This window comes from Peribacillus sp. B-H-3 (genome assembly GCF_048572925.1).
Lineage (GTDB): Bacteria > Bacillota > Bacilli > Bacillales > DSM-1321 > Peribacillus.
This window is the reverse complement of sequence record NZ_CP183879.1, coordinates 4,257,685-4,270,699: the sequence shown is the minus strand read 5'-3', so window position 1 is coordinate 4,270,699 and position 13,015 is coordinate 4,257,685. Positions and strand designations below refer to the sequence as shown.

The following is a 13,015-nucleotide window of genomic DNA, read 5'->3' as shown; positions in this document are numbered from 1 at the left end:
ATTAAAATATTTAATGAGAAACATGAAATGAAATGATTGGCAGGATTTAGTTGCACATTTAGAAGATTTTGCGCAATAAAAGATAAGGTGAAAGGTGCTTGTTCAACTAAAGGGCAGCATTCCTGTAATAAGTGAAAATACGATTTGAAAGAAAAAAGACCTCTTGATAAGATAAATGTGTCCTGAGCTGGCCAGCTAAAAGGGACAAAATATCTACTCGGAGGTCTCACTATGAATTATAACCAAAATCATAAAATAGCTCAAATCACACCTAAAACCTTAGTAATAGGTATTGATATTGCCAAACATCATCATGTAGCTAGAGCGCAGGATTATCGTGGAATAGAGCTAGGTACTACTTGCTTTTTTGATAATACCCAAGAAGGATTTAAGACATTTATTGATTGGATTAATCAAATAAAAGAGTCATGCGAAATGGAGTCTGTCATTACTGGGATGGAGCCTACAGGCCATTATTGGCTTAATTTAGCTCATATTCTAAAGGAGGAACAGATTAAGTTCGTAACGGTCAATCCTTTACACGTCAAGCACAGTAAGGAGCTAGACGATAACTCTCCAACTAAAAACGATGTAAAAGACTCAAAAGTCATTGCACAACTAGTCAAAGATGGTAGATACGCTGAACCAACCATACCACAAGGGGTTTTCGCGGAACTGCGTGTGGCTAAGAAATTACGCGATCTATTAAATGTGGACTTACAAATTGTGCAGGGACAGGTACACAACTGGCTTGATCGATATTTTCCAGAGTTCTTTACCGTTTTTAAAAGTTGGGAAGGGAAGGCAGCTCTTCATTTATTAAAACTCGATGCTTTACCTTACGAAATAGGTGAATATACAGATGAAGAATTACTGGATTATCTAAGGCAAGCAGTGAAACGTAGTATAGGGATTAAGAAGATTCAAGCTTTAAAAGAAGCCGCCAATCGCTCGATTGGCATTCGTCAGGGCGCCATGATGGCTAAAATGGAATTAAGAACGTTAATTCAAAAGTATGAACTCATTCAAGCCAAGTTCGAAGAGCTTGACCAAACTCTGGATACACTGCTTCAAGATATTCCAGGCGTTGATCAAATGTTAGAGATAACAGGAATTGGACGCGATACAGTGGCGGGTTTCTTCGCTGAAGTAGGCGATTTGAGTGAATACAATCATCCTCGTCAGATAACCAAACTGGCAGGACTCAGCTTAAAAGAAAATACATCTGGAAAGCATAAAGGGAGAACCAGGATTACGAAACGTGGTCGAAAGAAATTAAGGGCACTACTGTTTCGGGCATCTATGATTCTAGTAGCTAAGAATAAAGCCTTTAAAGCCCTGCATCATTATTACACAACAAGACCTGATAATCCGTTGAAAAAGATGCAGTCTTTAATTGCTTTGTGTAATAAGCTCATCCGTATACTCTTCTCTATTGGGAAGAAGCAGTTTGTGTTTAAAGAGGAGAAGATGTTGAAGGACATCCCCCATATGCATGCATTTATCCAAGAACCAATAGCAGCTTAATCACTATAAAACTAACTATTAACAAATAAGTTTGAAAAGATGAACGGACAAAATCAGCATGGGATTAGTCGGCAACGAAACTAACGTAAGGACTTAGATCCTGTGGGGCAGCATGACCGACATCCACCTTATGGAAAGGTTGAACGAAGGAATGTAGGAGCTTAGACTCTGTGAGACTTGGGAGGGTAGACCCCCGTAAGAGATGTGGATATCCATTGGTGCGTACATAACTATTTATCCAACTTTTTGAAATTAACTGAAGGTTGGCTAGTTTCTTGCGCTCATTTTCTTCCTAAACTGCTTGATTGTGTTCTTTTCTCTCTAATCAAATCTGTAAAGTAAAACAAGTTAGATAGCAATATGGTGAAAAACTGCGTAATTAAGAGATAAGTGTTTGTTTATTGAGGGAGGTTAGTGGAAGAAGGTTTTCGTTGTAACTCCTTAAATAGAGGATAATTAACAAAAAAACAGAATTAATATAGCTGTATGAATAAGCGACTGGAGGTACTGTAAATTTGTTTCTTACATATAACCGAAATCATAATTTTTCTCCTATATTAGAGCACGTTAATGCCACCTTTAACCAAGTAATTTGTTCAGGAGCTTCTGTTTTTGTTATTCATAATGACTCCATTGTTTTAGAAGAATATATCGGAAAACAATCTAACAAAAGCGAAGCAAGAATAGTGAAGGAGGATACTCAATTTCACGTAGCTTCCGTAAGAAAGAGTTATATTGGTTTTGCTGTCGCCTATGCTGTATTTTACGGTTACATTGACAGTATAGATGACCCAGTGTTGAAATACCTTCCGGAATTAGAAGTTAGCATATGGCAGGACACAACAATCAGGCATTTATTAACTCATACGCACGGTTTACATCAAAAGGAGCAAACTGTCTTTCGCGAATATCCCGCAGGGCAGAACTGGACATACCGGCAGGTTGGCATAGATGCTTTGACTCAAATTATAAAGAGGGCAACGAAAAAAACAGTATCAGATATTATTCACGAGCTGGTATTTACGCCTTTAGGTTTTTCTGAATCCGATTGGTATGCACACAGGAACGAAAAACTTGTGGATGTAATCCTTCGATATGGAGATACACAGTGGAAAACAAGTGAAAGCACAGCAGGCGACAAGAAGAATATGTATGTGTCTGCACGTGAATTAGCCTTTTGGGGCTATTTACATCTCAACCAAGGATACATAGGCGGAAAACAAATTGTTCCAAAAGAGATTATACAATTGGCTACATCGGTACACAGCCCAACAGCTATAGATCAAGACTTACCGCAAAATGGTTTCTTATGGTTTGTAAAAGATTTACCTGCTAAGAAATCAGAGATAGGTTCAGGAGTTCCAAAAGGTTCATACCAGATACTAGGTAATACAGGTGTTACTTTGTTGGTAATCCCACAAGAAAACTTGGTGGCAGTCCGTATGTTTAATAGCTTTGGTTCACCTGAAGGATATGATTATCTATCTGATGTTAGGTCTTTCGGAGATACTCTAATGAGTTGTTTGAAAATACAATCCTTTAATGTTTGACAATTTCACATCGATTTAGGTGCATAGTTGACGATTAAAGCTGTTATTAGGCAGCTTTTCTTGTGTAACTAAAGGGCAGGTTTGTGCGATAAGAATAGAGGTCTTAATAACCTAAAAGATGAACGAGATTGTATAGCCAAATACCAACATAAGGAGAGATACTTTGAAAAGAATTAGGGAAGCGACAAAAGAAGATATGATAAAGATTTATATGATGGGTTTTGATTTTTGGGGTGATAATATGTCATCCGAAGAATATATAACAATGTGTAAGGATTCCAGTAAATACAAAAAGGGGAAGTGGTACGTTCTTGAAGCAACAGATACAGAGGAATTATTAAGCTCTCTCATCGTATATGAACTTAATCCTTCAAAAGAGTTAATTGTAAAGGGGATTGGTTCAATCGCTACTCCAATACATTTAAGAAAAAATGGATATGCCTCTGTATTAGTCAAAGAAACAATAAATAAATTAGAAAAGGAAGAAAACTGTAATAACTTTTTCCTGTATAGTGATATTGGGACAGATTTTTACAAAAAATTAGGCTTTATTGTCCTACCAAATGAAAGTCAAAAATATGAAAATAGTGTTTGTATGTACTACTCAAAAGAAAATGGTCTCGACTCCATAACATTTGATATCCCCAGTTACTTTTAAAATACACTACTATTCTTCAACTAACGGGTGCGTTAGTTTAATATGAACGGCTGCTTTAGCAGCCTTTTTGTATTACTTATCAGTATTTGTTCTAAAAGGAATTCGAAAAGCCAATATAGAATCATATTGTAATACTCAATCACTTGTAGGATCTGTTTTGAATAAAAGGAAAATACAACTAATTAGTCTTGCTGTAACTCTCATTTCAGCATTTATCCCTGCGATCGGTGTTAACAATGGTAGGTACCCCCGTATATTTGGTTTTCCTGCTGAAGTTTACCATCATTTCGAACCCTTTGTTTTAACTTTCAAGTACTAGGATTTGTTTTTAATTTCTTTTTCTTCTATGTTCTCTCTCGCTTACTGAATAAACTCTTTAAGGTTTTGGTTGAAAAATTTTAACCGGCTATTTGTAAACTCACTGTAACGTGTATGTTGTCTAAATAGTTAACTTAGATACTGCGTTGTATTTGCACCTTATTAAACCAAAGGGGTGCGTTAATTATTCAAGGAGTGCAGTTGCGGTAGCCATTTTTTGTTATTGCACTAATGGGGCAGTTTATTTGAATAAAGAATCGGATAACTATAGTAAAGAAAACTCGCCAATATGCGGCGAGTTTTGCTTTTTTATATGCCATAGGTTTATAACTTCTGAAAAGTACCTCAAAACGGACAGAGGAATTAAAATTTCTTGACTTAGAGTAAACTCTAAGTATTACTCTTACTTTGTGTCACATTAAAAAAGAAAGAAGAAATAGACATATCAGATTTAAATGGAGGCGGTTATATTGACATATTCTATTGGAGAATTTTCTAAAATCGTTGGGTTAAGCGAACATACATTGAGGTTTTATGAAAAGGAAGGGTTAATAAAAGTAAACAGAGACGATAACAATGTCAGAATCTACTCGGATGAAAATAAATTATGGATTGAATCACTGCTCCATCTAAAAAATACGGGGATGCCTCTAAAAGACATGAAGCAATTTGCCATGTGGGGGCATATCGGGGATGGAACAATGGAAGAAAGGTTAGCTCTACTAAAAAATCATCGAAAAAAAGTAGTGGAAGATTTGGAGAAGCTTCGTCAAAGTTTAGAGCATCTGGATAATAAAATTAATTTTTATGAAAATGAAATAGGCGACTGTTTTTCTTGAAATTAAGCAGAAAGTTGTTTTTCCATTTACAACTTTTTTGATAAACCTCGTACAGACAGCTTTCGAATTCGGTTTTATCGAAAAAAATAAAAATTTAAAAAAAGCACTTGCTTTAGAGTGCACTCTAGGGATTAACCTATTCTTGCACCATTCAAATAAACATTTAGAAAGAGGTTGAAAAATTGAACACAAAATATAGCAACTTATTTGAATCACTTACATTTAAAAATGGTATCACCATTAAAAATAGAGTCGTTATGGCTCCGATGACAACTTGGTCCAGTAATGATGATTACACCATTTCAGATGAAGAAGTGAAATATTATAAAAGAAGAGTCAACGGAGTAGGACTGGTTATAACTGGCTGTACGCATGTGCAACCAAACGGTATAGGTTTTACGAATGAATTCGCAGCTTATGACGATAAATTTATTCCAAGTCTACGTAAATTAGCTGATGCTGCGAAAAGCGGTAGAGCTCCTGCATTACTTCAGATTTTCCATGCAGGTAACAAAGCACTACCATCTTTAACTCCAGATAGTGAGGTGGTTAGTTCCAGTGCTGTAGAGACGGAAGCTACTGCATTTGCTCCTTCAGTATTACCTAGTGAACTTTCACATGATCAAATAATGGAAGTGATTCATGCGTTTGGAGAAACAACAAGACGAGCCATTGAAGCTGGGTTTGATGGTGTTGAAGTTCATGGTGCACACGGATTTTTACTTCAAAACTTCTTCTCTCCATTCTTCAATAGACGTGGGGATGAATGGGGTGGCTCTCTAGAAAATCGCTTGCGTTTCCCTTTGGCAGTCGTACAGGAATTGAAAAATGTGATTAAGAAGCATGCAACAAAACCGTTTATTTTCGGCTACAGAATTTCTCCTGACGAACATGAAGAAGGCGGTTTGAGAATAAAGGATACCTACGAATTAATTAATCGTCTTATCGAAGCAGATGTTGATTATGTACATGCTTCATTGGCTAATGCTCTTTCTTCAAAGCCAGTCGATAGTCAAGATGAAAAAACATATCTTGAATTAATTGTTGAACATGTAAACGGTAGAGTTCCTGTAATGGCTGCTGGTTCAATGGTAACTGCTGATAATGTTGCAACAGCATTAGATAAGGGTCTATCCCTAGCAGCGATTGGTCATACCTTAATCATGAATCCAGACTGGGTAGAAAAGGTCCAGAATGGAAAAGAAGCTGAAATTGAGACCGCAATTAAGACTTCAAAAGTAAGCGAGCTTAAGCTTCCAGAAAAACTTTGGAATGTAATTCGTGCTTCAGGTCCTTGGTTTAATATCGAAGAATAACATCCCAATAGAGAAGTTTACTTTTTTTATCGTATTTTTGAAGAAAGGATGGAATTTATATGTCAAATATTCATGATAAGGTTGTCATTATTACGGGTGCCTCTAGTGGAATTGGAGAAGCTACTGCAAAAAAACTTGCATCCAAAGGTGCAAAGGTGGTACTTGCGGCTCGTCGAAAAGAACAATTAAAGAAATTACAAGAAGAAATTCAAAACAAGGGCGGACAAGCTATTTATAAAGTGACGGATGTGGTCTCACATGAACAAGTGGAAGAGTTAGCTAATTATACTCTTAAAGAGTTTGGGAAAATTGATGTAATGGTCAATAATGCTGGAGTAATGCCACTATCACCTGTTCATCAGAAAAAAATCAATGAATGGGATAAGATGATTGATGTAAACATCAAGGGTGTACTTTATGGTATTGCTGCTGTTCTTCCGTCCATGAGAGAAAGAAAAGAAGGGCATATCATTAATGTTTCCTCAATCGCTGGTCATTTAGTATTTCCTGCTGGTGCAGTTTATAGTGGCACAAAGTTTGCTGTACGTGCCATTACAGAAGGTCTCCGTATAGAAGAGGCTAGCAACAATATTCGTACAACCATTATCTCGCCAGGAACTATTACTACAGAATTACTAGAATCCATTTCAGATTTAGAATTAAAATCTGCAATCGTTGAAGATAGCAAAATTGGAATCGAGCCTGCTAGCATTGCTCGTGCCATTGCATTTGCAATTGAACAACCATCTGATGTAGCGATTAATGAGATGATTGTTCGTCCAACCATTCAAGAACTCTAAATAGAAATTAAATTTTAAGTTTGTGAAACATTGCACTTAAACAAACGGGTGCTTTTGTTTAAGAAGGTATCCTATTAATTGCTGTAGAATACATACAATATGTCAAGATGGAGGACAAAAACATTGCAAGATAATCCAACTGAAGAAGAAATATTGGAATGTGTAAAAAGTGTTGTAATAGGTTTAAATGAACTAAATGAGAAATATGATGACTTTATTGAAACAATGGAGAGAGAAGATCTATTTGAGCTTATTACTGAAGCAGCACGCATATCGGGTTTGGAATCAGAAGATGATATAACTGAAGAGTGGAGAGAATGGTGATGAAATTAATAAACCATGTATGCATTGAAATAATCCATCCGCTAAAGTCATAAAAAAAGGGCATCAATTTTATACATTGAAAGCCCTCTTTTTTATGCAAGTGTAACAGAAACATTTACGATTGCTGTTCTATTTTTTCGAATAAGATTAGCGTCTGTCCATGATTATTTAATGTTCCTCCAAAAAATCGGAGAAGAATACATATATCTACAAAGCTGAAAACAAACAAAAACCCTAGAACCATTGATAAATCAAGGTTTCTAGGGTTTTTCCCTACGCTATTTACAAAGCGTATTAATTAACGAGAATAGAATTCAACGATAAGAGCTTCGTTGATTTCAGCAGGCAATTCAGAACGTTCTGGTAAACGAGTGAAAGTACCTTCTAATTTCTCAGCGTCAAAAGATAAGAAGTCTGGTACGAAGTTTGTAGACTCAACAGCTTCTTTAACGATATCAAGGTTACGTGATTTTTCACGAACACCGATTGTATGTCCAGCTAATACTTTGAAAGATGGAATATCAACGCGGCTTCCGTTAACAGTTACGTGACCGTGGTTTACAAGCTGGCGAGCCTGACGGCGAGTGCGAGCAAGACCAAGGCGGTAAACAACGTTATCAAGACGTGATTCAAGAAGAACCATGAAGTTTTCACCGTGTTTACCTTGTAATTTTCCAGCTTTATCAAATAATGAACGGAATTGACGTTCGTTAACACCGTACATGTGACGAAGCTTTTGCTTTTCTTGTAGTTGCATTCCGTATTCGGAAATTTTCTTACGTTGGTTAGGACCGTGTTGTCCTGGAGCGTAAGGGCGTTTTTCTAATTCTTTACCAGTACCTGTTAGGGAAATTCCTAAACGACGGGATAATTTCCAGCTTGGGCCAGTATAACGAGCCATGAATGACTCCTCCTCTTATGTTTTTATTTTGGTAAAATAAAAACCGTTGTGACATCACAAGTAAGACCATTTTGTTTTCATGCACCTTCGCCCTAGCAGCAGAGGGTTACGAGATGCACCTCTTAAGAGGAACAAAATGAGAGCATAAATGCTTTCACATAGGCTGCAATATTTTACACAAAGAGTATTATATAATTTATTATTGAGAGAGTCAAGGGGAATTCTGAATGGGAAAAGCTATAAAGCGGATTGAAGAAAAGAAGCAGAGAATAAAGTAGGCCATTTTACCTTGATTATAAGAAAAAATTTACAAAAATAAGAGTTGTATTCAAATTTATAGAAGTAATTTCAGCAAGCAGGGTTTATAATGGATGTAAGAATATTTCGCATAGTAATTTCCTGCGGATCAATCATTTATGGTGTTGTAAATAGGTCTTATGAATTAGGTCTTTTGGATTTCTTTAAAAGTGCAGGCGCTAAGCTGCAGAAGTACAGGAAGCGCCAATATAGGGATGATAGTGATGAAATATGACACAAACCAACTGCTTTATAATTTAAAATCTTTATTTTTTGACTATATGGAGTATACAGAAGGCCATATTCTTTTTTATGGTGAATTCTTTGAAAAACTGCTTTCCTGTATCCATGATGCATTGGATGCAGCAGAGGTTTCCTACTTTAAATATGATGAATGGAAACAGCTTTTATTCATAGAAGCGTCTACAAGCGCCATTGCGGATGCAAGCGCCGGGTTTCCCTGCGATGAACAGGCGTTATCTGAAATGGGGACGGCCCTTGTTTATTCTTATAATAATGAATCTGTGAAAGAGCTTGCTGAATTTGAAGCGATCCTGCCGATCTCAGATGGGGGCGGGATCATTGGGGTCCTGGCGATAAAGGAAAAACAAAAGGGATCTTTAAAGGAAATTGGCTGTGAAGAGGCTAAAGAAATTGCACGTGAATTCAATAAACTGATCAAAACATCTTTAAGCTTTTTCAAATTGGCTAAAAAGGAAAGACGCAATAAACAATTATTGAGTGTCACTCAAAGAATTCACTCCTCTATGAGCATGGATGCTGTTCTTAGTGAAGTGATCAATACATTGCAAGAAGTCTATCCTTCCTTAACGTATTATTTGCTGATATCCCATGATATTGTAAACCGCAAAAATCTTCCTATTAAGGATTTGGAGTATGACAGTGAGAATGCCGCTGCTCTTCAATGCTATGTGACAGGGACCATTCAAATGGAGGATTATCTAGCAGAAAAGAAGTCTATTCTTTATGCTCCTCTAAATGGAAAGCAGGGTGTTTACGGAGTCCTGCAGATAATAGCGCCTCATGCCCTGGTTTTCCCGAAAGCTGAAATCGAGTTTATTACAATGCTTGCAGATGCAGCAGGGGGAGCTATGGAAAACGCCCAGCTTTATGAACAGTCAAAGCGTGTGATAGCGGATTTGCAGCTTATAAACGAAACCTCTCACCGGTTAAACTCCAGTTTGAGGCTGAGTGAAACGATGAGCTATATGAAGCAGCAGATCATGAAGTCCTTTAAGGCAGATGAAACAGGATTTATCCTCCTGCAGGCAAATGGCGAGGTTACTTATCTCGATGCCAGTACCGATTTCTTCCATACAAAAGAATCTGATTTATACATATCGTACCTGAAGGAAAAAATAAATGCGGATAAAGAAGCCCTGTTCATTGGTGATCTCAGCCTTCAGCTGACAGATGGGGATATCATGTATCCATCATTGATGGCAGTTCCGATGATGGCAAGTGATAGTTTGAAAGGATTTGCGGTTGTTCTTCATAAAAAGCCCTATAATTTTTCCTTCGAAATGTTTAAATTGCTTCAGTCCCTCATCCATCATTCAAGTCTTGCTGTGGTGAATTCCATGCTTCGCGAAGAACTGGAAAAAATGGTCATTACTGACCATCTGACAAAGCTGTACTCCAGAAGTTATTTGGATGAAAAAATTTATCACTCCATGGAAAATGATGAAGAGGGAACGTTTATCCTTATCGATATTGATGATTTTAAGGTAGTGAACGATACGTATGGGCATCAGGTGGGCGATGATATTTTAATTCAGGTCGCAAAACTGATTAACTGCAATATCCGCGAAACTGATATCGGAGCGAGGTGGGGCGGGGAAGAGCTTGCAATCTATTTGCCAAAGGTTTCCCTGGAGGCCGGTGTAAGGATTGCCGAGCGGCTCCTGAAAAGAGTCGGCGAATTGTCCAGTCCCCGCATCACGATCTCTTGCGGGGTATCTTATTGGACCAACTCCGCGTCTGATAATGCCAATGCTTTGTTTAAGCGGGCTGACGAGGCCTTATATATGGCAAAGAGCTCCGGCAAAAACAAGGTGCTGGTCCAGGAGGACGGGCATTTTTAAGCCGGGAACTTTGAAGGGGTTAATCTTGAAATGAACAGCAAAACCAGGATGTCGCCTGGCCAAAATGGAAAGAAGCCGTACCATTTGGTGGTTACCCCCAAAAGTTAGAGTTTTATTATGCAGCTGATTGGCTAGATTGAGTTCGGTATTCGACTGGACTCAATCCAGCTAATTTTGTTTTTGATCGTTCATTGTTATACCAGTGGATATATTCTTCTATTCCACTTTTTAATTCTTCATAACTTACTAGTTTTTCCCCATAATACATTTCTTGCTTTAAAATGCCAAAGAAATTCTCCATCGAAGCGTTGTCTGCGCAGGTTGCTTTACGTGACATACTTTGAAATATTTTATTCTCTTTTAACGTCCTCACCCATTTGTTGTGTTGATAGTGCCAGCCTTGATCGGAATGGATCGTGGTGCGATAGGTCGCATGATTCTTTAGTACCTCTAATGTTTCTTTCAAAGGTTTCATGACAAGATCTAACGTTGGACGTTTCCCTATTTCAAACGCAACAATTTCTCCGTTATAAAGGTCAAGAATCGGATTTACATATAATTTCTCTCCGCCTAGACATTTGAATTCTGTAATATCGGTTACTAATTTTTGAAGAGGGACAGGTGTGCTAAAACGGCGAGATAATCGATTTTTCGCTACCTTTCCAATCGTCCCCTTATAGGAATTATAAGTACGAGATTTTCGCATGAATTTCACACATTTTAATCCTAGCTCCCGCATAATACGATAGACTTTTTTATGATTGACAAGGTGTCCTAGTTTCTTTAATTCCGTAGAAATACGTTTATAACCGTAGCGTTCATAAAACTTTTTAAATAGGTGTGCAATGAGTTCTTTTAATTTTATATCCGGGTCTTCTTTACCAAAACTTTTCACATGATAGTGATAAGTTGCTTCTGGAATTCCTACAACAAAGAGAATATCTTTTAATCGAAATCCTTCTTCTTTAAGTTCGAATGCCATCTTAGTTTGTGCTTTTCGTGAAAGGCGTTCGGATTCTCGCGAAAAGCTTTTAGCTTTTTTAGATACGCATTCTCCAGTCTTAGTAGTTCATTCTCACGTTCTAACTCTTCTTCTCGTGTTCCCTTTTTTTCTTCTTTTTTCTTCTGATTATTGGGTTTCTTAGACATAGAAGGCCGCCCCTTTGATTTTAGTTTCAGGCCTTCTACTCCCTGTTCTTGAAATGTTTTCATCCAGCGTCTAGTCAAGGAAGGGTGGTTCAAATTGAATTAAACAGCAGTTTCTAAATAAGAAGTACCTGTACGTAACATAAATTGTATCGTATCTAATTTAAATTGAACAGAATACTCCTTCTTCGTCTTTCTTCGTTTTAATCCTTCCATCCCCTGAGATTTATAGACTTTTACCCATTCCACGATTGGTGTCTGGCTGCCCATATTATATTTTTTTGCCAATGATTTATAGCCAAGATTTCCATCTAAATACTCGGTGACAAGCTTTATTTTAAATTCTTCACTATATTTAGCCATAAAAACACCCCCGAAAGTTCGATTTTTTCACTCTAACTTTCGGGGGTCGGTACCTTTCTATAAATATAGAATTGGTACGGCTTCTTTCATGTTTATTTAATTTACTTTGTACGCTGGCTGTCTCAGGACCGAGGAGCCTCCGCACGCCCTGCGGAAAACAAAGCTATGCAGGGGAAATCAGCCGGCCCGGCCCAATGAATAAGTGCTGACCTTAGACATTTTTTCATGGTCTTCAAGTTCAGAGCCAGGATTTTGCTCCTGAATATTCCATTATCCTACAGATATTTAGCGAGGGTGCTGGCGAATTCCTGAAGCATCTTTTCGTCAATTTCATCAAACCTTTTGATGATTGGGCTGTCGATATCAAGAACTCCAAGCAGTTCTCCATCCTTAAGGAGTGGAACCACGATTTCAGAACGTGATGCAGCATCACAGGCAATATGTCCGGGGAACTGGTGCACGTCTTCAATTCGCATGGTTTTGCGTTCAGCTGCAGAGGTTCCGCAAACACCCTTTCCAAACGGGATGCGGACACATGCCGGCAGCCCTTGGAATGGTCCAAGAACAAGCTCTGTTCCTTCCGTAAGGTAAAAGCCTACCCAGTTTACTTCATCGAGGAACTGGTTTAAAAGGCTTGATGCATTGCTAAGATTAGCCGACATGTTCTTTTCGTCTTCAATAAGAGAAACCAGCTGTTTTATAACCATCTTATAATTTTCTTCTTTATTTCCTTTATAGGATTCAACATTAAACACAAACATTCACCTTGCTTCCGGTAATTTTTAATATTCTATTGATCATTAACTATTTCTTTATAACTGGCAGTTAAAAACTTTCCGCTTATCTGTTTCCCTAATTTTAAGCAATAATC

At 37.6% G+C, this 13,015-nt stretch carries 13 protein-coding genes and 1 pseudogene; 9 read left to right on the top strand and 5 right to left on the bottom strand.

All coding sequences use genetic code 11. From position 1 onward, the window contains the following. The first annotated feature begins 231 nt into the window (after positions 1 to 231). The 7 genes and pseudogenes from ACN6MY_RS21270 to ACN6MY_RS21240 form a co-directional block, all read left to right on the top strand. Positions 232 to 1,527: an IS110 family transposase gene (locus tag ACN6MY_RS21270; protein WP_419881950.1), complete on the top strand. Its 1,296-nt coding sequence runs from the start codon at positions 232 to 234 to the stop codon at positions 1,525 to 1,527. A 515-nt stretch (positions 1,528 to 2,042) separates the two neighbouring features. Next, a complete protein-coding gene (locus ACN6MY_RS21265; protein ID WP_419881949.1) occupies positions 2,043 to 3,077 on the top strand; it encodes a serine hydrolase domain-containing protein in 1,035 nt (344 codons plus the stop codon). A gap of 163 nt (positions 3,078 to 3,240) precedes the next feature. Beyond that, positions 3,241 to 3,735 (top strand): GNAT family N-acetyltransferase, encoded by a 495-nt coding sequence (locus ACN6MY_RS21260; protein WP_419881948.1) that lies wholly within the window; start codon positions 3,241 to 3,243, stop codon positions 3,733 to 3,735. Between the two features lie 788 nt (positions 3,736 to 4,523). Beyond that, the gene (locus ACN6MY_RS21255) at positions 4,524 to 4,892 is read left to right on the top strand and encodes a MerR family transcriptional regulator (protein WP_419881947.1); all 369 of its coding nucleotides are present in this window, start codon (positions 4,524 to 4,526) and stop codon (positions 4,890 to 4,892) included. 182 nt (positions 4,893 to 5,074) lie between these two features. Continuing rightward, positions 5,075 to 6,208, top strand: a complete 1,134-nt coding sequence (locus ACN6MY_RS21250) for an NADH-dependent flavin oxidoreductase (RefSeq protein WP_419881946.1) — start codon at positions 5,075 to 5,077, stop codon at positions 6,206 to 6,208. A gap of 59 nt (positions 6,209 to 6,267) precedes the next feature. Continuing rightward, positions 6,268 to 7,008, top strand: coding sequence for an SDR family oxidoreductase (locus ACN6MY_RS21245; protein WP_419881945.1), 741 nt, complete (start codon positions 6,268 to 6,270; stop codon positions 7,006 to 7,008). A 123-nt stretch (positions 7,009 to 7,131) separates the two neighbouring features. Continuing rightward, positions 7,132 to 7,332: pseudogene (locus tag ACN6MY_RS21240) on the top strand (hypothetical protein); the annotation flags it as partial. A 298-nt stretch (positions 7,333 to 7,630) separates the two neighbouring features. Here the strand turns inward: ACN6MY_RS21240 and rpsD are convergent. Next, positions 7,631 to 8,233, bottom strand: coding sequence for a 30S ribosomal protein S4 (gene rpsD / locus ACN6MY_RS21235; RefSeq protein ID WP_071351454.1), 603 nt, complete (start codon positions 8,231 to 8,233; stop codon positions 7,631 to 7,633). 367 nt (positions 8,234 to 8,600) lie between these two features. Between rpsD and ACN6MY_RS21230 the strand changes: the two genes are divergently transcribed. Further along, complete coding sequence (locus tag ACN6MY_RS21230; RefSeq protein WP_419881944.1) at positions 8,601 to 8,765, top strand: hypothetical protein; 165 nt, start codon at positions 8,601 to 8,603, stop codon at positions 8,763 to 8,765. Beyond that, entirely contained in the window at positions 8,755 to 10,635 is a 1,881-nt protein-coding gene (locus ACN6MY_RS21225) for a diguanylate cyclase domain-containing protein (RefSeq protein ID WP_419881943.1), read from the top strand. Before ACN6MY_RS21230 ends, ACN6MY_RS21225 begins: the two co-directional genes overlap by 11 nt. Positions 10,636 to 10,750: 115 nt before the next feature. Here the strand turns inward: ACN6MY_RS21225 and ACN6MY_RS21220 are convergent, their stop codons facing one another. The 4 genes from ACN6MY_RS21220 to ACN6MY_RS21205 form a co-directional block, all read right to left on the bottom strand. After that, on the bottom strand, positions 10,751 to 11,617 hold the full coding sequence (locus ACN6MY_RS21220) for an IS3 family transposase (protein ID WP_419881046.1): 867 nt from the start codon (positions 11,615 to 11,617) through the stop codon (positions 10,751 to 10,753). After that, on the bottom strand, positions 11,581 to 11,784 hold the full coding sequence (locus ACN6MY_RS21215) for a hypothetical protein (RefSeq protein WP_419881942.1): 204 nt from the start codon (positions 11,782 to 11,784) through the stop codon (positions 11,581 to 11,583). The genes ACN6MY_RS21220 and ACN6MY_RS21215 overlap by 37 nt, the downstream gene beginning before the upstream one ends. A gap of 99 nt (positions 11,785 to 11,883) precedes the next feature. Then, the gene (locus ACN6MY_RS21210; protein ID WP_419881941.1) at positions 11,884 to 12,144 is read right to left on the bottom strand and encodes a transposase; all 261 of its coding nucleotides are present in this window, start codon (positions 12,142 to 12,144) and stop codon (positions 11,884 to 11,886) included. Between the two features lie 275 nt (positions 12,145 to 12,419). After that, positions 12,420 to 12,899 (bottom strand): GAF domain-containing protein, encoded by a 480-nt coding sequence (locus ACN6MY_RS21205; RefSeq protein WP_419881940.1) that lies wholly within the window; start codon positions 12,897 to 12,899, stop codon positions 12,420 to 12,422. Between the last annotated feature and the right edge of the window lie 116 nt (positions 12,900 to 13,015).

Bases quoted from the DNA above. Each gene is read 5' to 3' on its own strand.
- ACN6MY_RS21270 (WP_419881950.1), top strand. From the start codon at position 232: ATGAATTATAACCAAAATCATAAAATAGCTCAAATCACACCTAAAACC.
- ACN6MY_RS21245 (WP_419881945.1), top strand. From the start codon at position 6,268: ATGTCAAATATTCATGATAAGGTTGTCATTATTACGGGTGCCTCTAGT.
- rpsD (WP_071351454.1), bottom strand. From the start codon at position 8,233: ATGGCTCGTTATACTGGCCCAAGCTGGAAATTATCCCGTCGTTTAGGA.
- ACN6MY_RS21230 (WP_419881944.1), top strand. From the start codon at position 8,601: ATGGATGTAAGAATATTTCGCATAGTAATTTCCTGCGGATCAATCATT.
- ACN6MY_RS21225 (WP_419881943.1), top strand. From the start codon at position 8,755: ATGAAATATGACACAAACCAACTGCTTTATAATTTAAAATCTTTATTT.
- ACN6MY_RS21220 (WP_419881046.1), bottom strand. From the start codon at position 11,617: ATGGCATTCGAACTTAAAGAAGAAGGATTTCGATTAAAAGATATTCTC.
- ACN6MY_RS21215 (WP_419881942.1), bottom strand. From the start codon at position 11,784: ATGTCTAAGAAACCCAATAATCAGAAGAAAAAAGAAGAAAAAAAGGGA.
- ACN6MY_RS21210 (WP_419881941.1), bottom strand. From the start codon at position 12,144: ATGGCTAAATATAGTGAAGAATTTAAAATAAAGCTTGTCACCGAGTAT.